This is a genomic window from Roseateles sp. (assembly GCF_039929605.1).
Classification (GTDB): Bacteria; Pseudomonadota; Gammaproteobacteria; order Burkholderiales; family Burkholderiaceae_C; genus Pelomonas.
In genome coordinates, this window is the sequence record NZ_JBDSQX010000152.1 from 1 (window position 1) to 18,158 (window position 18,158).

The 18,158-nt window shown below is 65.9% G+C and carries 18 protein-coding genes and 1 pseudogene; 5 read left to right on the plus strand and 14 right to left on the minus strand.

What is annotated here, in order from left to right:
- Positions 1 to 181: 181 nt before the first annotated feature.
- From ABIS05_RS20540 to ABIS05_RS20560, 5 genes are all read right to left on the minus strand, one after another.
- A complete protein-coding gene (locus tag ABIS05_RS20540; protein WP_348011642.1) occupies positions 182 to 1,030 on the minus strand; it encodes a PEP-CTERM sorting domain-containing protein in 849 nt (282 codons plus the stop codon).
- A gap of 208 nt (positions 1,031 to 1,238) precedes the next feature.
- On the minus strand, positions 1,239 to 1,484 hold the full coding sequence (locus ABIS05_RS20545; protein ID WP_348011643.1) for a hypothetical protein: 246 nt from the start codon (positions 1,482 to 1,484) through the stop codon (positions 1,239 to 1,241).
- A 117-nt stretch (positions 1,485 to 1,601) separates the two neighbouring features.
- Complete coding sequence (locus ABIS05_RS20550; RefSeq protein ID WP_348011644.1) at positions 1,602 to 1,835, minus strand: hypothetical protein; 234 nt, start codon at positions 1,833 to 1,835, stop codon at positions 1,602 to 1,604.
- Complete coding sequence (locus ABIS05_RS20555; RefSeq protein WP_348011645.1) at positions 1,822 to 2,073, minus strand: DUF2892 domain-containing protein; 252 nt, start codon at positions 2,071 to 2,073, stop codon at positions 1,822 to 1,824. The genes ABIS05_RS20550 and ABIS05_RS20555 overlap by 14 nt, the downstream gene beginning before the upstream one ends.
- Before the next feature lie 48 nt (positions 2,074 to 2,121).
- Positions 2,122 to 2,622 (minus strand): sigma-70 family RNA polymerase sigma factor, encoded by a 501-nt coding sequence (locus ABIS05_RS20560; protein WP_348011646.1) that lies wholly within the window; start codon positions 2,620 to 2,622, stop codon positions 2,122 to 2,124.
- A gap of 397 nt (positions 2,623 to 3,019) precedes the next feature.
- On the opposite strand from ABIS05_RS20560, the gene ABIS05_RS20565 reads away from it, so the two are divergent.
- From ABIS05_RS20565 to ABIS05_RS20575, 3 genes are all read left to right on the plus strand, one after another.
- Entirely contained in the window at positions 3,020 to 4,333 is a 1,314-nt protein-coding gene (locus ABIS05_RS20565; protein ID WP_348011647.1) for an acetamidase/formamidase family protein, read from the plus strand.
- Between the two features lie 212 nt (positions 4,334 to 4,545).
- Positions 4,546 to 5,028, plus strand: a complete 483-nt coding sequence (locus tag ABIS05_RS20570; protein ID WP_348011648.1) for a GNAT family N-acetyltransferase — start codon at positions 4,546 to 4,548, stop codon at positions 5,026 to 5,028.
- Positions 5,029 to 5,462: 434 nt separating this feature from the next.
- On the plus strand, positions 5,463 to 7,055 hold the full coding sequence (locus ABIS05_RS20575; protein WP_348011649.1) for a TIGR04141 family sporadically distributed protein: 1,593 nt from the start codon (positions 5,463 to 5,465) through the stop codon (positions 7,053 to 7,055).
- 121 nt (positions 7,056 to 7,176) lie between these two features.
- On the opposite strand, the pseudogene ureC (ABIS05_RS20580) reads toward ABIS05_RS20575, so the two are convergent.
- From ureC (ABIS05_RS20580) to ABIS05_RS20605, 6 genes and pseudogenes are all read right to left on the minus strand, one after another.
- Positions 7,177 to 7,361, minus strand: a pseudogene (gene ureC, locus ABIS05_RS20580) (urease subunit alpha); the annotation flags it as partial.
- Positions 7,362 to 7,374: 13 nt separating this feature from the next.
- A complete protein-coding gene (locus ABIS05_RS20585) occupies positions 7,375 to 7,881 on the minus strand; it encodes a hypothetical protein (protein WP_348011650.1) in 507 nt (168 codons plus the stop codon).
- A gap of 23 nt (positions 7,882 to 7,904) precedes the next feature.
- Positions 7,905 to 9,623 (minus strand): urease subunit alpha, encoded by a 1,719-nt coding sequence (ureC, locus tag ABIS05_RS20590; protein ID WP_348011651.1) that lies wholly within the window; start codon positions 9,621 to 9,623, stop codon positions 7,905 to 7,907.
- Complete coding sequence (locus ABIS05_RS20595) at positions 9,620 to 9,925, minus strand: urease subunit beta (RefSeq protein WP_348011652.1); 306 nt, start codon at positions 9,923 to 9,925, stop codon at positions 9,620 to 9,622. The genes ureC (ABIS05_RS20590) and ABIS05_RS20595 overlap by 4 nt, the downstream gene beginning before the upstream one ends.
- Complete coding sequence (locus ABIS05_RS20600) at positions 9,925 to 10,092, minus strand: hypothetical protein (protein WP_348011653.1); 168 nt, start codon at positions 10,090 to 10,092, stop codon at positions 9,925 to 9,927. The genes ABIS05_RS20595 and ABIS05_RS20600 overlap by 1 nt, the downstream gene beginning before the upstream one ends.
- Before the next feature lie 9 nt (positions 10,093 to 10,101).
- A complete protein-coding gene (locus ABIS05_RS20605) occupies positions 10,102 to 10,404 on the minus strand; it encodes an urease subunit gamma (protein WP_348011654.1) in 303 nt (100 codons plus the stop codon).
- Between the two features lie 493 nt (positions 10,405 to 10,897).
- Here ABIS05_RS20605 and ABIS05_RS20610 point away from each other — a divergent pair, with 493 nt between their 5' ends.
- Positions 10,898 to 12,004, plus strand: a complete 1,107-nt coding sequence (locus tag ABIS05_RS20610; RefSeq protein WP_348011655.1) for a hypothetical protein — start codon at positions 10,898 to 10,900, stop codon at positions 12,002 to 12,004.
- Between the two features lie 7 nt (positions 12,005 to 12,011).
- On the opposite strand, the gene ABIS05_RS20615 is transcribed toward ABIS05_RS20610, so the two are convergent.
- Entirely contained in the window at positions 12,012 to 12,581 is a 570-nt protein-coding gene (locus tag ABIS05_RS20615; RefSeq protein ID WP_348011656.1) for a nitroreductase, read from the minus strand.
- 8 nt (positions 12,582 to 12,589) lie between these two features.
- Complete coding sequence (gene apbC, locus ABIS05_RS20620) at positions 12,590 to 13,684, minus strand: iron-sulfur cluster carrier protein ApbC (protein WP_348011657.1); 1,095 nt, start codon at positions 13,682 to 13,684, stop codon at positions 12,590 to 12,592.
- Between the two features lie 168 nt (positions 13,685 to 13,852).
- On the opposite strand from apbC, the gene ABIS05_RS20625 reads away from it, so the two are divergent.
- Positions 13,853 to 16,093, plus strand: a complete 2,241-nt coding sequence (locus ABIS05_RS20625; protein ID WP_348011658.1) for a TonB-dependent receptor — start codon at positions 13,853 to 13,855, stop codon at positions 16,091 to 16,093.
- A gap of 123 nt (positions 16,094 to 16,216) precedes the next feature.
- Here the strand turns inward: ABIS05_RS20625 and ABIS05_RS20630 are convergent, their stop codons facing one another.
- On the minus strand, positions 16,217 to 18,151 hold the full coding sequence (locus ABIS05_RS20630) for a LapD/MoxY N-terminal periplasmic domain-containing protein (protein ID WP_348011659.1): 1,935 nt from the start codon (positions 18,149 to 18,151) through the stop codon (positions 16,217 to 16,219).
- Between the last annotated feature and the right edge of the window lie 7 nt (positions 18,152 to 18,158).

An 18,158-nucleotide genomic window follows, 5' to 3' on the forward strand; every position in this document is an offset into this window, starting at 1 on the left:
ACCCGGCTGCACTCGACGCTGGGCTATCTCAGTCCGATGCAGTTCGAGAAAAACTGGCTTGCAGCGCAGTCCAAGCAAGCCAATTCACGGCTCGGTTAAGGGATACGGATTCCAGGGGCAAGGTCACAACAAGCTCCGGTGGTCAAACGTTGGGGTTCGCAGGCTCACCCCAACCTACGGGCTACGCCAGCAGCGTGCGATGACCGTCGGCTTGCACCGACTCCCGCCGGGCGCACGCCATCCTGCTTGCGACTCCCACCGCAAGCAATCCACCGAGCAGCATCAGCAGCGTGGAGGGCTCTGGTACCGCCGTCAGGAACACGCCCGAGGCCGAGGAATACGACTGGTACTCGGGAAGCAGCGCAAGAGAAAGGCGCAAGGTGTGTCCTGCATCAGCGATGCCGCCCCCCACCGCCGTCGCCTGGAGGTTGGCAGAGAGCAAGATGGAACCGCGGCCTTCAAAGTCGGTCGAAGTGATGACCAGAGGCAGGGAGAAGACCTCCTGAACGCGTCCGCCCTCTTTGCACGGCAAGGTGATGGCGCTGCAGTCGGTCGAGACGAATCGCATCTGCGTGTTGCCAGGCGCCGTGGCGACCGCCACGTTCGACAGCGCCGAAATCCCTTTGAACGTGGCTTCGTAGCCTGTGTCGCTGGTGAGCATCGCCTCGAAGGAAACCCTCAACTCACCCACATAGGTGCCGACCGACGCTCCGTTGAACCAGAGCGAATCTGCGAACGTGGCACCGGCCGAGCCGACGGCCATCCCGTCTCCCGGCCTGCCGCCCGAGACGTACGCCTTCAAGGCACCGGTCGCGAGGTCGGCAGAGGAACGTGTTTCTAGTCCGCCGACCAGCAGCGACCCACTGGCCTGTTGCAGCCCCGTGTCCGCGTAAGTGAGGACTTCGCCGTCGACCTGCACCGCGCCCCCCGCGTAGGTCTGCTGGGCCTGACTCAGCCCTGTGAAGACCAAGCATGCAGCGACTGCAATCCGACGGCTCCATTGATTGACTTGCAAACGGCTCTTTTTCATTCAGGTATCCGGGTTGAAATGGCGTTAGGCAGGATACGTTCAGCCAATCGGGCGATCGATCCCTAGTGCGCTGAGACAGTCGCGCGGAGGTGCCGCTGGCGTGTTGGTGTGTGCCCGCGACGTTGGGGTTCGCTGCACTCACCCCATACATGGACGCCCCCGTTTGCCAAGCGGTCTTTCAGTGGTGACGGAGAGGAAAAGATTGCAGCTATACATTCGGGCTTTGAATGCGCTTGAGCGCTGCTGCCCCTGATGGAATTCGCTGATCGGCGCCTCTATCAATTGACGCTGCCCCCAAGGCGTCGATGACGCCTTCGCGAATCAAGCGATGAATGCTGGGGTACGGCCAGCCGGCTGCCCGTTCGGCCCAGCCGTGCTTCACCGGATTGAAGCTGTTCCGCGGGCCGTCGATAGGGTCCGTCAGCATTTGCCCGCTGCGGTTGGCCACGTTCAACTTGAAGAAGCAGGTAGCGCCCGGGGGTGTCGGCGCGGCGGTAGCTCCTTCGGCCAGATTCTTTGAAGCCGTTTTTCGGCCGGCGGCTTTGGGCCGTCGGCCGCCTGCATTGCCGTCTCAGGTATCGGACATTGCCTGCTCATTGCGGCGATGGATCCAATGGGCCGCGCTCTCGAACAAGCCGACGGTCCAACACATCGGGCAGCCCTTGAACATCCACAAGGCCATCGGCATCAGAAACAGGCTGGGCACCCAGCTGCTGTCGATGGTGCTTAGCGACCACCACAGCGCGGCGGCGCCCAACGTGCCGCGCAGCAGGTGCACACCGAGACTGCGGTTACCGAAGATCACGGGCGCCCCCAAGTTTGCGAGGGCTACGTCCCGCCATCGCGCACATCGGGCAGTAGCCCACCACTGCGGTGAGCCCGCTAATCACGCCGGCGACAGCGAAGCCGATGCCCACAGGGTTGAGCCCGAAGTGCCAGGCGCAGGCGCCCATCAGCATGCCAGCCAGGAGGCGCAGCCCGCGCTCCCAGGCAGGAAGGTTTTTGACGTACCACATAGATCCAACCCTTTCAGATGAAGACATCCGCTAAGAGGCTCGGCGGCGCCGTTTCGGTTCAACGATCAACGTGATTCAGAGGGTCAGCCGCCGGCGCATCAGCGCGCGCGCTCGATGCAGGCGACTTTTTGTTGTCTCCAGGCCGACGCTCAGCGCGTCGGCAGCCTCGGGCACGGTGTGCCCCATCACATCAACCAGCACCAGGACCTCGCGGTAGATCGGTGCCAATTCCTCCAGCGCGCGGGCGAGATCCAATCGCAAGGCATCCTGCGATTCCACCGCGTGGAAAGGTTCCTCCTCGTTCAGCGGCTCCGTCGGCTGCCGCTGCTTGAGCAGCCGCATGCACAGCCGCCGGACGGTCACGAACAGCCAACTGGAAAGCGCGGCGGCCACCCGCAAGGTCGGCACGCGGCGAGCGACGATCCACATGGCGTCCTGCACCGCGTCGTCGACATCGTGACTGGCGCAATGACGGCGGGCATAGCGTCGCAGGTCGGGCTGGCAGCGGCGAAGCAAGGCCTCAAGCGCCTGAGCGTCGCCCGCGCGTGCGCAGGCCACGAGTTCGTCGTCGGGCATCGAGGATGAAGGCATGCGTTCGGCGGAGGTGGACGTTGAAGCTTAGAGGCAGCGCAACGAGCAATCGGTGCATTGGGGGGGTGCCAGGCTTCGACATGACGCCGCCGAACGGGGTCAACCGGTAGGTTAATGGGATGGACGCCCCCACCTTGAACGGCATCGATGTGCCAGAGTGGAAGGGCAATGTTCAACCACTGACCTATCGGGCTGCGGTCGGCCGCATTCGACGTGAAGAAGTACATGACGCCGGCCGTGTTGGCGCGGCGGTAGCGCATGGGGCGTGGCGTCAAGGCGGCTGGGGGCGTTGGGGTTCGCTGTGCTTGCCCCAACGTACCGAGCTGGCCTGATGACCGACGGCACGGGACGGCCCGACATCGGCCGACCACAATCCGCCGCCATGCGCATGCTCTCACCCACCCACCGGGGCGCCCTGCTCGCCGCTCTTTGGCTGTTGCCCGTCCTCGCATTCGCCGCGACGACGCAGCATTGGCTGGTCGCCACCGACCTCTGGGGCAACCAGGCCTATGCCACGCTGGCGCTGGTGCGCGATGGCCAGCGTTTGAGCGGCACGCTGGATGGCGACGCCCTGGAAGGCAGCACTGACGCCGGCGTGCTGCGCTTCACGACGCGTGACAGCAAGGGTGAGCGCTACACCTATGAAGGCCGCATCGACGCCGACCGCTTCGCCGGTGAAGCCGACTGGCCGGATTCCAACCATGCCGGCGTCCGCATCCGCCACCGCTTCACCGCGCGCTTGCTGCCCGAGCAACCGCCTGGCGGGCCGCAACAGCACACCTACGACCCCAAGGACTTCTCCAATCTCTTCACTGCGGACCGGGAGCCCGTCCTGACGATCTGGCCGGGGGACACGGTGCACACGCGCACGATCGACTCGGGCGGCGTGGATGAGCGCGGCGTCACGCGGGCCCTGTTCGGCAACCCGCAGACCGGCCCCTTCTTTGTCAGCGGTGCGGAACCGGGCGACACGTTGGTGGTGCATCTCGTGAAGCTGACACCCAACCGCGACTGGGCCGACAGCCTGGACAGCATCGTCGGCCGCGCGCTGGGTGCCAGCCTCACGAGCCGCGCGGGCGATCTCGGCCAGCCGGTGCGGTGGGCACTCGACCGCCAGGCAGGCGTCGCACGCCCGCAGAACGCCAAGGGCGCGCTGCGGGCGTTCGCCGTGCCGCTGCGCCCGATGCTGGGCGGCCTGGGCCTGGCACCCGGCTTCGGTTCGGCACCGATGTCCACCGGCGACACCGGCCGCTCGGGCGGCAACATGGACGTCCCGGAAGTGGTGGAAGGCGCAACCGTCTATTTGCCGGTGCAGCAACCCGGCGCGTTGCTCTACCTGGGCGACGCGCACGCTCTGCAGGGCGATGGCGAGACATCGCAGTACGCGCTGGAGACGTCGATGGACGTGAGCTTGCGCGTTGAGCTGATCAAGGGCCGCGAGCTGCCGCTGCCGCGCGTGGAATCGGCGACCGAGATCATGGCGCTGGGCCAAGCGGGCTCGCTGGATGACGCGCTGAAAGCGGCCAGCACGGGGCTGATCCGCTGGCTGGAACAGGACTACGGACTGACCTTGTCCGAGGCCGCGCAGGTGCTGGGCAGCGCGGTGCGCTACAGCGTACCCAACCTGGCGGGCCGCAGCGTGGGCGTGGCGGCACGGCTGCCCAAGGCGCTGCTGCCGCCGAAAAAGACGGACTAGCCCGGTAGGTTGGGGTGAACGGAGTGAACCCCAACGAATCCTAGCGGCCCAAAACGTTGGGGTTCGCGGGGCTCACCCCATTAACCTACGAGCTGCCAGGCCATCGGTTCCCGGTGCAACCAAGCGCGTCGGTGCCTCAAGGCATGCGCATGACTGCAGCACACGCAGCAGCTGTCTACGATGTCGCCAGACTTCTCAGCCGATTGACACGCATGCGCCGCCCTGCCCTGCCCACCGACCTCAAGCACGTCTTCTCGATCTACTCCCACCCCGCCGTCGTGCCCTACCTGACCTACGACCCGATGGAGGAGTCAGCGTTTGTTCCCATCTTCGACGAGCTGCTGCGCAGCGGCACGTTCTGGATCTGGGAGCTGGACGGCGCCATCGCGGGCTTCTACAGGACGACGCGCTACCCCGGTCGCGTGAGCCATGTCGCCCAGCTGGGCACGCTGGCCGTCGACCCGCGACTCCATGGGCGGGGCGTGGGGCGCGCGATGATCGACGACGCGATCCGACATCTGCGCAGTGACGGTATCCGGCGCGTGGAGCTCTACGCGGAAAGCGACAACCAGCCGGCGCTCGCCTTCTACAAGCGGCTGGGCTTTGTGCACGAAGGAACGCTCAGGGCCTTCTACAAGCGCTCCCACGAAGCGCACTACGTCGATGAGTATGTGTTGGGGCTGCTGCTGGACTGAGCGTCGTCGCTCGCTGCGGTGCGGTTCCGCAATGCATCGATGTGCCGGCCACGCCCGCTGCGCAGGCCTCTCCTCACCCCCAGCCCTCCACCGCATCAGGCCAGGGGGTTGAAATTTGAGACCTGACCCTCGGCTCCCTCCCACGAAGCGCACTACGTAGATGAGTATGTGTTGGGGCTGCTGCTGGACTGAGAGTCGCCGCTCGCTGCGGTGCGGTTCCGCAATGCATCGATGTGCCGGCCACGCCCGCTGCGCAGGCTTCTCCTCACCCCCAGCCCTCCACCGCATCAGGCCAGGGGGTTGAAAATTGAGACCTGACCCTCGGCTCCGCGTGACCCTCGGCTCCGCGTACCAGCTGAGCTGGCACGATGAAGGCTGCCTTCGAATTCCCTAACGTCTGTGTATGCTGCACGAAACAGTAGGGAGGAGAGGCGATGACCGAGAAAAAGGTGCCCAGGCTTCAGGTAACGGCATATCTGTTGAAGGCAACCCGCGTCGCAGAGGCAACTACTTTTTTCAAGACGCTCACAGGAGAGGACGGCACGCCGCTCCGGGAAGGGGCCGGTGAGGGTCATTTCTTTGCACTCCCCTCTGACGCACAAGATCCGCCTTGGCTTGATCAGGTGAGCTTGTTGCTGGCGACGGCGTCACCGCCCTTGCAAGCGCAGTTCCCTAGCGCAGTACTGCTCGCAAAACGGGGCGGCCGCTCTTTCCTGCTCACTTTCGGACAAGCGCACAACAGGGTGAAGAACGACTGGATTGAGCCCGACTTTGGCAAGATCACCGCGCAGGCAGTACTGGCCGGCGGTCAGGTCAGAGAGATGCGATCCGAGCAGGTCTTTGGCAGGCAGCACACCGCCAGTGAGCGATCCCCCCGTGGCGCCGGGGTCCGTGACTTTGGTTTTGAGCCTGATCGAGATATGGTTGGCGCCGTCGAAGGTGCAGTCAAGTTCGAACATCGACCACTACTCGGTGCCAAGGTTAGCGGGGGCCAAGCGCTCCGTTTTGAGCTCGACGTCAAGAAGCTCCCGGAAACGCTGGACCTGCTGATAGAGCGGTTTCGATCTGATGACCACAAGCGCAACTGGCCTGAGCTAAACAATCTCGCTCTGATACGAGACAACGACAAACTTGAAGCTCTGAACCTCCTGTTAGACGCCGTTCTTGCTGACCCAAACGCAGCCGCGAAAGTCGCTCTTTCCGCTTCAGCAGAGCGCACCGGAGATGGCCAGCTTCCGCAGCACTTCATCATCGGTCGGAAAGGCAAGCTCCCTGCGACTGCACCGTACCTCATGTATGGCAACTGGCTAGCTCATCTCAAGAAGGAGAACTTATCGCCATCAGTTGCCTCCGCCATTGGGACGACGGTTCATATGCTGGATGGGGATAAGGAAGACCTGGGCAGTTGCACCATGTTTGACTGCTTTGGCATAGAGGTCTCCGATGCGTCAGGCTCATTCGCGCTGTCGTCTGGGAAGTGGTACCAAGCCGACCCCGCATTCGTGCAGCGCACCAATCAGGAACTCGCTCAGGTACTTGCTCCGAAGTCAGGCCTATGCGCTTGGGCCACAAATGAGGATGAGGGCGTCTACAACCAGAGAGCCTGTGCCACAGACAAAACGCTCTGGTTGTTTGACAAGATGGACGTCCACTATGGTCAAAGCAAGTCGAAGTTTGAGTTCTGTGACATCCTGCACCTTCCGACGAAAACCTTGTACTTCGTCAAACACCCGACGCGCTCAGCAAGCGTGAGTCATCTCAGTGAACAACTGCGAAGGACTGCTGAATTGTTCTTCGGCAATGACCAAACTTATCGCGATGCGCTTGCGAAGGCCATTGCGAAAGCCGGAACGAGTTGGGACGCAAGCTGGACAAGCGCAAAGCCGCGACGCGACGAGTGGACTCTCTGCCTGGTTTCGATGGGTACGCCGATGAACAAGCTACCGTTCTTCGCCAAGTGCGGCTTGGCAAGGCTTCTACGAGATCTCGAACAGCGGAACTTCAAGATCGCGTTCCTATCCGTTTGAGATCCAATCAAATTCACAGAACTCAGGCTGCTCGGAGGAGCATTTCATTGGGGCCAACATGGTCAATAGGTCAGCCAAGGCCATGCATACATTACGCGTCTACTGAAACGTAGAAGTTCTGTCAGAACAAGAAATACCTCTGCGCCATCGGCAACTCCTTTGCCGGCTCGCAGGTCAACAGCACGCCGTCCGCCCTCACCTCGTAGGTCTGCGCGTCGATCTCCATGACCGGCAGGTAGTTGTTCAGCACCATGTCGGCTTCCTGACCGAGCGGCAGCCCTTCACCGACACCAGCGTCTTGGCCAGATTTCGCTGGTCGTCACGAACCGTTGATTTGAAGCTGCATGAAGGCCTTCCGCTGCAAGTCGTACACGACGCCCCAGATAGCTGGGCCACCGTCGCAAATGATGATCGCGCCCTTCCACGGGGGGCCGGCCTCTTTGAGCACGTCCACCGGAAAGAAACTCCCGTAGATATAGCGCCGCCTCTTGAGGGTGTAGCCCACGTACTGGCGGGCGTAGTTGCCCGAAGCGTGCGGTGCCGCGGAGCTGTCGCGGGCTGTGGCTGCAGCGACAAAGGCGGGTAGTCCGTTTTCAAGTTCTTTGATCTGCGCCGAGCTCGGAATCCACAGCGCGGCTTTCGGCACCTTTGGTGCTTTGCGGCTGCATTGACGAAAAATGCCCGGCGCCTCTTCGAGCGTGAGCAGGGCCACCGCCTCGCTCGCCAGAATGGGTGCCGGCTCAATCGCTATGACCAAGCTGGACATCCCGAACAGCAGCAGGAGGATTGTCAGATCCGTCCCAACGGTTGTGACGCTGCTGTTCATATCAATGCACGGAATCGGATGCCCTAAAACAAGAAATACCTCTGCGCCATCGGCAACTCCTTCGCCGGCTCGCAGGTCAACAGCACGCCATCCGCCCTCACCTCGTAGGTCTGCGCGTCGATCTCCATGACCGGCAGGTAGTTGTTGAGCACCATGTCGGCCTTCCTGACCGAGCGGCAGCCCTTCACCGGCACCAGCGTCTTGGCCAGGCCCAGCTTCTCGACATTGCCCTGCCCCGCCTGGCTGACGAAGGTCAGCGAGCCCTGCGCCAGCGCGCCACCGAACGAGCCGAACATCGGCCGGTAGTGCACCGGCTGCGGCGTCGGAATGCTTGCGTTGGCGTCGCCCATCGCGGCAACGGCGATGAAGCCGCCTTTCAGGATCAGTGACGGCTTCACGCCGAAGAAGGCGGGCTTCCACAGCACAAGGTCGGCCCATTTGCCGACTTCGATGGAGCCGACCTCGTGGCTGATGCCGTGGGCCAGCGCGGGGTTGATGGCGAGCTTGGCGAGGTAGCGCTTCACGCGGGCGTTGTCGTTGCCAGCGCCGTCGCCGGGCAAGGCGCCGCGCTGCACCTTCATCTTGTGCGCGGTCTGCCAGCAGCGCAGACTCACCTCGCCCACGCGGCCCATGGCCTGGGAGTCGGACGAGAACATGCTGATGGCGCCGAGGTCATGCAGGATGTCTTCGGCGGCGATGGTCTCGCGGCGGATGCGGCTTTCGGCGAAGGCCAGGTCCTCGGCGATGCCCGCGTCCAGGTGATGGCAGACCATCAGCATGTCGAGGTGCTCGTCCAGCGTGTTGACGGTGAACGGCCGCGTCGGGTTGGTGCTGGAAGGTAGAACGTTGGCTTCGCCCACCACACACATGATGTCCGGCGCATGGCCGCCGCCCGCGCCTTCGGTGTGGAAGCTGTGGATGGTGCGGCCCTTGAAGGCGGCAATCGTGTCTTCGACGAAGCCCGACTCGTTGAGCGTGTCGGTGTGGATGGCGACCTGCGTGTCGGTCAGCTCGGCCACGTTCAGGCAGTTGTCGATGGCTGCGGGCGTGGTGCCCCAGTCCTCGTGAAGCTTCAGGCCGATGGCGCCGGCGTCGATCTGCTGCATCAGCGCCTCAGGGCGGCTGGCGTTGCCCTTGCCCATGAAGCCGAGGTTCATCGGGAAGGCTTCCGCCGCCTTCAGCATCGTCGCGATGTGGTGCGGCCCGGGCGTGCAGGTGGTGGCCAGCGTGCCGGTGGCGGGGCCGGTGCCGCCGCCGATCATGGTGGTCACGCCGCTCATCAGCGCCTCCTCGATCTGCTGCGGGCAGATGAAGTGGATGTGGGTGTCGATGGCGCCGGGCGTGACGATGAAGCCCTCGCCCGCGATGATTTCGGTGCCGGGGCCGATGACGATGTCCACGCCGGGTTGCACGTCGGGGTTGCCGGCCTTGCCGATGGCGGCGATGCGGCAGCCGCGTAAGCCGATGTCGGCCTTGACGATGCCCCAGTGGTCAAGGATGACGACGTTGGTGATGACGGTGTCGACCGCGTCACCCGGGCCGGGGCCGTTGATGCGCTGGGACTGGCCCATGCCGTCGCGCACGGTCTTGCCGCCACCGAACTTGACCTCTTCGCCGTAGCCACCGGCACGCAGCGTCAGGTCTTGCTCGATCTCGATGACGAGGGCGGTGTCGGCCAGGCGCAGCTTGTCGCCAACGGTGGGGCCGAGCATCTCGGCGTAGGCGCGTCGACTGATCTTCATAGCTTGCCTTGAACCAGACCGCGGAAACCGTAGACGGTGCGGTCACCGCCCAGGTCGACCAGCTCGACCGTGCGCGACTGCCCCGGCTCGAAGCGCACCGCCGTGCCGCTGCAGATGTTGAGCCGCATGCCGCGCGCGGCCTCGCGGTCGAAGCCGAGGGCCGCGTTGGTCTCGGCGAAGTGGTAGTGCGAGCCGACCTGGATGGGCCGCTCGCCGGTGTTGGACACCTTGAGAGTCAGCGTGCGGCGGCCGGGGTTGAGTTCGTGCTCGCCGTCGGCGGTGATCAGCTCGCCGGGGATCATCACTTGCGGCCCTTGGTGAACCACCAGAAGGCCACGCCGGCTGCGGCCACGAGGGCCAGCGTGCCGGGGCCGTCCCAACCGTGCATGTGCGGGCCGGCAGCGCCGTGGCCGTCGTGGGCCAGGGCCGAAGCGCCGATCAGGGGCAGCAGCAGAAGCATCTTGCGCATGGTGTGGGCTCAGGCAATGGGTTGGTGGACGGTCACGAGCTTCGTGCCGTCGGGAAAGGTGGCTTCGACCTGGATCTCCGGGATCATCTCGGCGATGCCGTCCATGACGTCGTCCCGGGTCAGGATCTCGCGGCCTTCGCTCATCAGCTGCGCAACGCTCTTGCCGTCGCGTGCGCCTTCGAGGATGGCGGCGCTGATGAAGGCCACAGCCTCGGGGTAGTTGAGCTTCAGGCCGCGTGCCTTGCGCCGTTCGGCGAGCAAGGCCGCCGTGAACAGCAGCAGCTTGTCCTTCTCACGTGGGGTCAGTTCCATCTCGCTACGCTCGATTCGTTCAAGTCAGCACGTGCAGCCGCAAATGCCGGCTGACCTCGGGGAGTGAGTTCCATCTCGCTTCGCTCGATTCTTTTCAGTTAGCCCGAGCGGCCGCAAAGGCCGGCCGAACACGTGGGGTCAGTTCCATCGCGCTACGCTCGATTCGTTCAAGTCAGCACGTGCAGCCGCAAATGCCGGCTGACCTCGGGGAGTGAGTCCATGCCCGACCTGCCCAGAGTTGCAAAGCCGAGAGGTTAGCGCGAACCGTGCCAGGCGCCGCGACGACTCGGTCACCACTTGATGAAGGCCCAAGGCGACGATTGCGGATTTTTCAAGTTCAAACGTGGGTGTCGAACCGGCTTACAGGACGCTGGTCCCAGCAACATTTTTCTCATAAAAATCCAATCAATTCAAAGACTTGCCTTCCTGGATCAGTTGTTGCTAAAGGCCGAGCTGACAGACCATTTATGTCGCGCGAATTCAGGAGACAAACATGAACCGCCCTTTTCGCTTCCGCCCTTCCCCGCTGGCCGCCGGCCTGATGGGCCTGACGATGCTGCTGGCCGCTGGCAGCGCCAGCGCAACCGTCAGCTTCCTAACCTTCATCAAGGCCATCGACATCAACGCCACGCTGGGGCAGAACAACACCATCGCCATCACCTATGCCGGCGACAAGTTCGTCGGCACTGTCTATTTCGGCCCCAACAACCTGCAGCTCTACCAGAGCGATCTGAGCGGCGGCAACGTGCAGAAGTTCGGCACGCCGATGCCCACGGGCGGGGGTGAACCGGTGGTGGCGGCTGGGCTGGGCCAGGCCGGCTTTGCTGCCGGCGCGATCTACGCCTCGGGTTCGGACACCAAGATCTATCGCTATGCCGCCAATGGCGGCGCCCCCGTGCTCTTTGGCAGCACCGACGATGGCTCAGGCGTGCGCCAGATCTTCTTCGACCCTGGCTCCAGCTTCGGCGGCGTGATGATCGTCACGACGACCTCCGGCCACGTGTTGAGCTTCGACGCCGGCGGCACCCGCAGCTTGATCGCCAACGTCCATGAAGACACTGAAGGCATGGATATCGCCTCCGCCAATTACGGCCAGTACGCCGGGCAGTTGCTGGTGGCGTCCGAGGGCTCGGGCAAGATCCGGGCGATCAAGGCCGATGGCACGGTGACCGACCTGCAGCTGCTCAATGTCGGCGGCAGTGCCATGGCCATCCCGGTCGCCGAGACCGTCAGCACCGTGCCGCTGGACCTGGGCCTGTCGGGCAATCCGCTGGAGGGCTTCTACGTCGCCAACTATGCGAGCGATGTGCAGAAGGCCGACGCCAGCCAGTTCGCAGGCCTGCTCGGCGACACCATCGTCACCAGCGAGTTCGGCTCGAATTCAGCGCTCTGGGACCTGCACTACAACGGCGACCTGCTCAACAACTTCACCGTCACCCAGGTGGGCACGTTGCCACTGCAGTCCGAGGACGGCATCTTCGTCACGGCACAACGCATCAGGGATGTCGGGCAGCCCCTGCCCGAGCCCGGCATGCCGGCGCTGGCCGCGGCGGCCTTGCTGGCCCTGGGCGGCGCGAGCCGCTATCGCCGCAAGGGCTGAACAGCGCTCAAGGCCAGTCGATCAACACCTGGCCCGGGCCCGGCTTGCGGGACGGGCCGGTCGGCTTGCGGGCCGGGGTGCCCAGCGCGATCCAGCCCACCAGGGTCTCACCGGGTTCGCAGAAGGCTGTCGCGATGGCCGCGTTGCGGACCTTGGCGCCGCTGAGCATCTTGCCGCCGAAGCCCAGCGCATGCGCCGCCGTCAGAAAGTTGGCGACGGCGCCGCCGACCGCCGCCCACTGCTCGTGCGCCGGCACCAGCGGGTGGCCCAGGTCGATGCGGGCGACGACGGCGACGGTGACCGGCGGCCGCAGCGCCCGCTCGGCGTCCAGCGCCGCGCCCTCCTCGCCCTTGCCGGCGGCGCGGGCGGCGTCGGCGAACAGCTCAGCCATGGCTTGTTTCGCCAAGCCCCGCACCAGCTTGAAGCGGTAGGGCACCAGCTCGGCATGGTCGGGTGCGCGCAAGGCTGCTTGCACCATCAGGGCGAGTTGGGCATCGTCGGGCCCGGGCTCGGCGAGGTGCTTGGGGCCGACCGAGTAGCGGGTCAGCAGCGCGTCCAGGGCGGCTGTCGCCGTCATTGCCGACTTCAGCTGTTCTTGGAGATCGAGATCGTCGGGAACTTGGCCGAGTAGTCCTTGCTCTGCGCCGCCACCTTGGCCGCGACCTTGCGGGCCAAGGCCTTGTAGAGCGCAGCGACTTCGCCGTCCGGCTCAGCAGCGACAGTCGGCGTGCCGCTGTCCGCCTGGGCGCGGATGCTCATGGCCAGCGGCAGCGAGGCCAGCAGCTCGGTGCCGTACTGGGCCGCCATCTTCTGGCCGCCGTCGGCGCCGAAGATGTGCTCGGCGTGGCCGCAGTTGCTGCAGATGTGCACAGCCATGTTCTCGACGATGCCGAGGATGGGGATGCCCACCTTCTCGAACATCTTCAGGCCCTTCTTGGCATCGATGAGGGCGATGTCCTGCGGCGTGGTGACGATGACGGCGCCGGTCACGGGCACGCGCTGCGACAGGGTCAGCTGGATGTCGCCGGTGCCGGGCGGCAGGTCGATGACGAGGTAGTCCAGGTCCTGCCAGTTGGTCTGGCGCAGCAACTGCTCCAGCGCCTGGGTGGCCATCGGGCCGCGCCAGATCATGGCCTGGTCGTCGTCGACGAGGAAGCCGATGGAGTTGACCTGCAGGCCGTGGGCCACGTGCGGCTCCATGGTCTTGCCGTCCTCCGACTCGGGCCGGCCGCTGACGCCCAGCATTAGCGGCTGGCTGGGGCCATAGATGTCGGCGTCGAGCACGCCGACGCGGGCGCCTTCGGCATGCAGGGCCAGCGCCAGGTTGGCAGCGGTGGTGCTCTTGCCCACGCCGCCCTTGCCCGAGGCGACGGCAATGATGTTCTTCACGCCGGGCAGCAGTTGCACGCCGCGCTGCACGGCGTGGGCAACGACGTTCGTGGCGATGGCGACGCTGACGTTGCCGACACCCGGCAACGCCTTGGCGGCGGCCACCAGCGCCGCAGTCAGCGCCGCATGCTGGCTGGCGGCCGGGTAGGCCAGCTCGACGGCGATGGCCACGTCGCTGCCTGTGAGCTTGACCGACTTGATCGCCTTGGCCTCGCCCAGCGTGCGCCCGCCGTCAGGGCCTGCCACGGCTTGCAGCAGGGGTTGAAGCGCGGCTTCGGAGATGGCGGTCATGGCAAGGAAAAGTTCGCGTGGAGACAGGGTCAGGAGTCTAGTTTGCATCCAGCCTCCGAGGCCGCTGCCGTCACGCGGCAGACTGATTCGCATCAGCGCCCGTAAAGAACTTTTTCGTTCGCGGCGGCGCCACAGAGCGCGCCGGGCCGGAGGGCAAACTGCGGACCCATGCATCACTACCGCCTCACCGCCGCCGCTGCACTGCTCGCCTGCAGCGGCCTTGCTTCCGCCCAGAACACGTCTGCCACCCCCGCCGCCCCGGCCGACTCCGCCTCAGCGCCGCAGCGCCCCACCGGCAGGCCCGCTGCCGACGCAAGGTCCGCCGAGCAGCTCAAGCGCGTGGAGATCAGCGGCACGGTCAGCGACGACTCCATCCGCCGAGCGTCCACGGCCAGCAAGATCGTCATCACGCGCGAGGAGATCGAGAAGTTCGGCGACTCCACGGTGGGCGAGGTACTCAAGCGCCTGCCCGGCGTGACCACCGGCGGCCGCCCCGGCCGCGGCGGCGACGTGCGCATGCGCGGCATGGGTGGCGGCTACACGCAGATCCTCGTCAACGGCGAACGCATGCCGCCCGGCTTCTCGCTCGACCAATTGCCGCCCGAGCAGGTCGAGCGCATCGAGGTGCTGCGCGCGCCCACCGCCGAGTACGGCACGCGCGCCATGGCCGGCACCATCAACGTGGTGCTGCGTGAGGCGCTGAAGAAGACGCTCAACGAGTTCCGCGCCGGCTTCCAGGTCGAGCGCGACAAGCTCAGCCCCGGCATCAGCTGGAGCCGCAACGACGCCTTCGGCGCCGGCCATGCCTACAACATCAGCGTGTCCGCGATACGCGGCGAGCGCGGTGACGACATCATCAACGACACCACCACGCGCACCATCGCCACCGGCAACGAGCTGCTGCAAACCACGCGGGGCCGCGACGAAAACACGCGCGAGAGCATCAACCTGAACAGCCGCGTGCAGTTCAAACTCAGCGGCACGGACAGCCTGACCGTGATGCCGTTCATCGTCGCGAACAAGTCCGAGTCGAGCTCGACCCTGCTGCGCACCAACGACAGCTACAACCGCGCCGACACGGCCGGCGACAACCGCTTCACGATGGCACGGCTGAACCTGCAGTGGATGGCGCGCCCGAGCCGCGAGACGCGCATCGAGTTGCGCGGCGGCCTGGGCCGGGTCAGCGGCGACAGCCACAGCCTGCGCCAGGAAACCGGCCTCATCAACCGCACGCAGGAAGACACGACCGACAGCAGCGGCCGCAACTGGAACCTGGTCGGCAAGTTGTCACGCAGCCTGGAAAACGACCACAGCCTCGTGTTCGGTGTCGAGGGCGAAGGCAGCACCCAGCACCAGAACCGCATGACCCTCGTCAACGGCGCGCCGCAGCCAGGTCTGGGCGAGTTCGGCGACGACCTGGATGCGTCGACGACCCGCTTCGCCGCCTATGCCCAGGACGAGTGGAACGTCGGCAAGCAGTGGGACTTCTACGCCGGCCTGCGCTGGGAGGGCATCAAGACCGAGAGCAGCGCGGCCAGCTATGCGGCGAACAACAAGTCCAGCGTCTTCACGCCGCTGGCCCACGCGCGCTACAAGCTCGACGCCAATGGCAAGGAAAACATCCGCGCCAGCCTGACGCGCAGCTACCGCAGCCCGCAGGTGCAGGACTTGATCGCCCGCCCGAGCATCAACAGCCAGGTGCCTCACCAGGCCAACACGCCCGACCGCGCCGGCAACCCCGACCTGAAGCCCGAACTGGCGACGGGCGTGGAGATCGGCTACGAGAAGTACCTCAGCAAGGGCGGGCTGCTGAGCGTCAACCTCTTCACGCGCCGGATTACCAACCTGATGCGCAGCGTGACCGAGCTGGAAACGGTGCCCTGGGCCGCCACGCAGCGCTGGGTCTCACGGCCGCGCAACATCGGCAAGGCCAGCACGACGGGCGTGGAGTTGGAGGCGAAGTTCCGGCTGGACGAGTACTTCGACGACGCGCTACCCGTCAGCATCCGCAGCAACCTGAGCTTCTTCACGTCCAAGGTGGAGGGCATTCCGGGGCCCAACAACCGGCTGGATGCACAGCCGAAGGCGACGGCGACGGCGAATCTGGGCTTCGACTACCGGCTGCGCTCGCTGCCGCTGTCCATCGGCGCATCGTTGAACTGGACGCCGCAGTCGGTGATCCAGCAGAGCTTGTTGACGGAAGCGACAACGAGCCGCAAGGCCGTGACGGACGCCTTCGCGCTGTGGAACTTCACGCCGGCGCAGTCGCTGCGGCTGTCGGCCAGCAACTTGGCGCCGCTGGACTACTTCACGGGCAGCGTGATCAACACAGGTGCACAGGTCATCACGAGCAACAGCGGTGGGGCGAGCTATACGTCGTGGCAATTGCGGTGGGAGATGAAGATCTGAGGTTGGGTTGGTTGGGTTGCTTTTGCGAGGAGAGCGCCTGCTCGCTGCATTGCCGGAAGTCCCGCCCGGCGGCGGACTCCCGGCAATGCCCCGAGCACGCACTCTCTCTGTCATAGCAAGCAGTCAACGCCCGCGACTAGCCGTCACCCACGGCCCCGTCAGCCCATCCAACTCGCAATCCCACAACGCCTGCGCATCCATCTCGTCGACGACGCCCTCGCCGTAGACCTTCAGCGCCAGGCTCCTCAGCATGATCACCATGCCCCGCACAAACGCCGCCCGCCCCGCCTCGCCGGCAACGCCGAGCAGCACGGACGCATCCAGCTTCACGTAGTCCAGCCCCGCCTGATACAGCCGCTCCACCTGCGCCAGGCCAGCGCCGGCGTGCTCCAGGCCCAGCTTCACGCCCAGCGGCCGCAGCTGCAGGCCCAGCTCCAGCAGCCGCTCGAAATGCTCGGTCGCCGCCGCCTCGGATAGATCCAGCAGCAGCGCCCGTGCCGCCTGCGGCCATTGGCTCAGCAGCTCGCGTAACTGCGGCAGGAAGCTGGCATCGGCCAGCGACGCCGGCGCCACGTTGATGCAGCGCGCCTGCCCATCGGCCGCGATGGCCTTCAGCGCCAGGCCGACGGCGAACAGGTCCACCGCCGCCGTCATGCGCGCCCGCGCTGCGAACGGCAGCCAGGATGCGGCGGGCAGGAAGGACTGCAGATCGCCGGCATCGAGCTGCAGCTGCAGCGGGCATTCCAGATGCAGCACCCGGCCACTGCGGTCACGCACCGGGAACTCGACCAGCCGGCCGCGCTCCTGCGTCACCGCCTCCTGCAACTGCTGGCGCCACAGACCCTCGCCCTGCTCGCGGCCCACGCTCGGCTCGGCCACGATCTCGACGACGAAGCCGCCACGCGACTCGCTCAGATGCTCGGCCCGCGCCAGCGCCGCATCGGCCTCGCCGAGCCAGACCGTGCTGGGCCGTTCGCGCGGCAGCTCGATGGCGCCGAGCGCCACCTGCACGCCCGGGCCGAAGGCCGGCAGGCTGGCGCGCAGCGCGTCGGACAGCGCATGCGCCGTCTCGGCCGCCACGCCCTCGGCCGGCAGCCACAGCGCGAAGTCGCCGCCGTTGAGCCGGCCGACGCGGCAGCCGGGCACCGACTCGGGATAGGCCTGCAGCGCCGTCACCACCGTCAGCAGCACGTCGTCCACCGCGCCCCGGCCCAGGCGGCCATTGAGGTCGCCCAGGTCCCGCAGGCGCACAAGCACGAGGCCGGCCACGGCCGGGCCGTCGTCGCGCTGCAAGGAGGCGTCCAGTTCGGCGAGGAAATGCTTGCGCGTGGACACGCCGGTCAGCGGGTCGTGGTGCACCTGCTCGCGCAGCACCAGCAACTGGCCGGCCTGCGCCTCAAAAAGATCGCGCACGCGCTGCACCATCGCGTTCATCGCGCGCGTCAGCCGCTGCAGCTCGGGCACGCGCGGCTCGGCCACCTGGCCATAGCTGCCGGCCAGCACGCCCTCGGCCTGGGCCACGGCGGCGTCCAGCGGGCGGCGGATGCGGCGCAGGCCAGCCCAGGCCAGCACGGCGGCGGCAATGCCCACCACCAGCAGCCAGGCCAGCAGCCGACGCGAGGCCAGCCAGAGGGCGTCATGCGCGTAGCTGGACTGGCTCTTCAATTCGACGGCGCCGATGGCGTTCCAGCCGCTGGACAGCTGGGCCACGCCCACCGGCGCCTCGATGGGCACGAGGTTGCGGAACCACGTGGGCGACTGCCCCGGCCGGGCCGCGCCAGCGCGCTCGAACAGCATCTCGCCCTTGGCGCTGCGCCAACGCACGAACTCGTAGGAGCCGGTGTCGAACTGGGCCGAGATCAGCAGCTTGATGAGCTCGGCATCCCCGCCTTGCTGCGACAGCGCCAGGCCCAGGGACTGCGCGTTGTCGGCGTTCTTCAGCTCGAGCTGCGTCTGCATCAGCTGCCGCAACGACAACGTCGACAGACCGACCGCGCCCACCAGCGCCGCCAGCACCACGCCCAACACGAGCCAGGCGATCTGCCGCATCAACGACATGTCTCAT

Coding starts and splice junctions, on each gene's coding strand:
- ABIS05_RS20540 (WP_348011642.1), bottom strand. CDS start 1,030: ATGAAAAAGAGCCGTTTGCAAGTCAATCAATGGAGCCGTCGGATTGCA.
- ABIS05_RS20555 (WP_348011645.1), bottom strand. CDS start 2,073: ATGTCTTCATCTGAAAGGGTTGGATCTATGTGGTACGTCAAAAACCTT.
- ABIS05_RS20560 (WP_348011646.1), bottom strand. CDS start 2,622: ATGCCCGACGACGAACTCGTGGCCTGCGCACGCGCGGGCGACGCTCAG.
- ABIS05_RS20565 (WP_348011647.1), top strand. CDS start 3,020: ATGCGCATGCTCTCACCCACCCACCGGGGCGCCCTGCTCGCCGCTCTT.
- ABIS05_RS20570 (WP_348011648.1), top strand. CDS start 4,546: ATGCGCCGCCCTGCCCTGCCCACCGACCTCAAGCACGTCTTCTCGATC.
- ABIS05_RS20575 (WP_348011649.1), top strand. CDS start 5,463: ATGACCGAGAAAAAGGTGCCCAGGCTTCAGGTAACGGCATATCTGTTG.
- ABIS05_RS20585 (WP_348011650.1), bottom strand. CDS start 7,881: ATGAACAGCAGCGTCACAACCGTTGGGACGGATCTGACAATCCTCCTG.
- ureC (WP_348011651.1), bottom strand. CDS start 9,623: ATGAAGATCAGTCGACGCGCCTACGCCGAGATGCTCGGCCCCACCGTT.
- ABIS05_RS20595 (WP_348011652.1), bottom strand. CDS start 9,925: ATGATCCCCGGCGAGCTGATCACCGCCGACGGCGAGCACGAACTCAAC.
- ABIS05_RS20600 (WP_348011653.1), bottom strand. CDS start 10,092: ATGCGCAAGATGCTTCTGCTGCTGCCCCTGATCGGCGCTTCGGCCCTG.
- ABIS05_RS20605 (WP_348011654.1), bottom strand. CDS start 10,404: ATGGAACTGACCCCACGTGAGAAGGACAAGCTGCTGCTGTTCACGGCG.
- ABIS05_RS20610 (WP_348011655.1), top strand. CDS start 10,898: ATGAACCGCCCTTTTCGCTTCCGCCCTTCCCCGCTGGCCGCCGGCCTG.
- ABIS05_RS20615 (WP_348011656.1), bottom strand. CDS start 12,581: ATGACGGCGACAGCCGCCCTGGACGCGCTGCTGACCCGCTACTCGGTC.
- apbC (WP_348011657.1), bottom strand. CDS start 13,684: ATGACCGCCATCTCCGAAGCCGCGCTTCAACCCCTGCTGCAAGCCGTG.
- ABIS05_RS20625 (WP_348011658.1), top strand. CDS start 13,853: ATGCATCACTACCGCCTCACCGCCGCCGCTGCACTGCTCGCCTGCAGC.
- ABIS05_RS20630 (WP_348011659.1), bottom strand. CDS start 18,151: ATGTCGTTGATGCGGCAGATCGCCTGGCTCGTGTTGGGCGTGGTGCTG.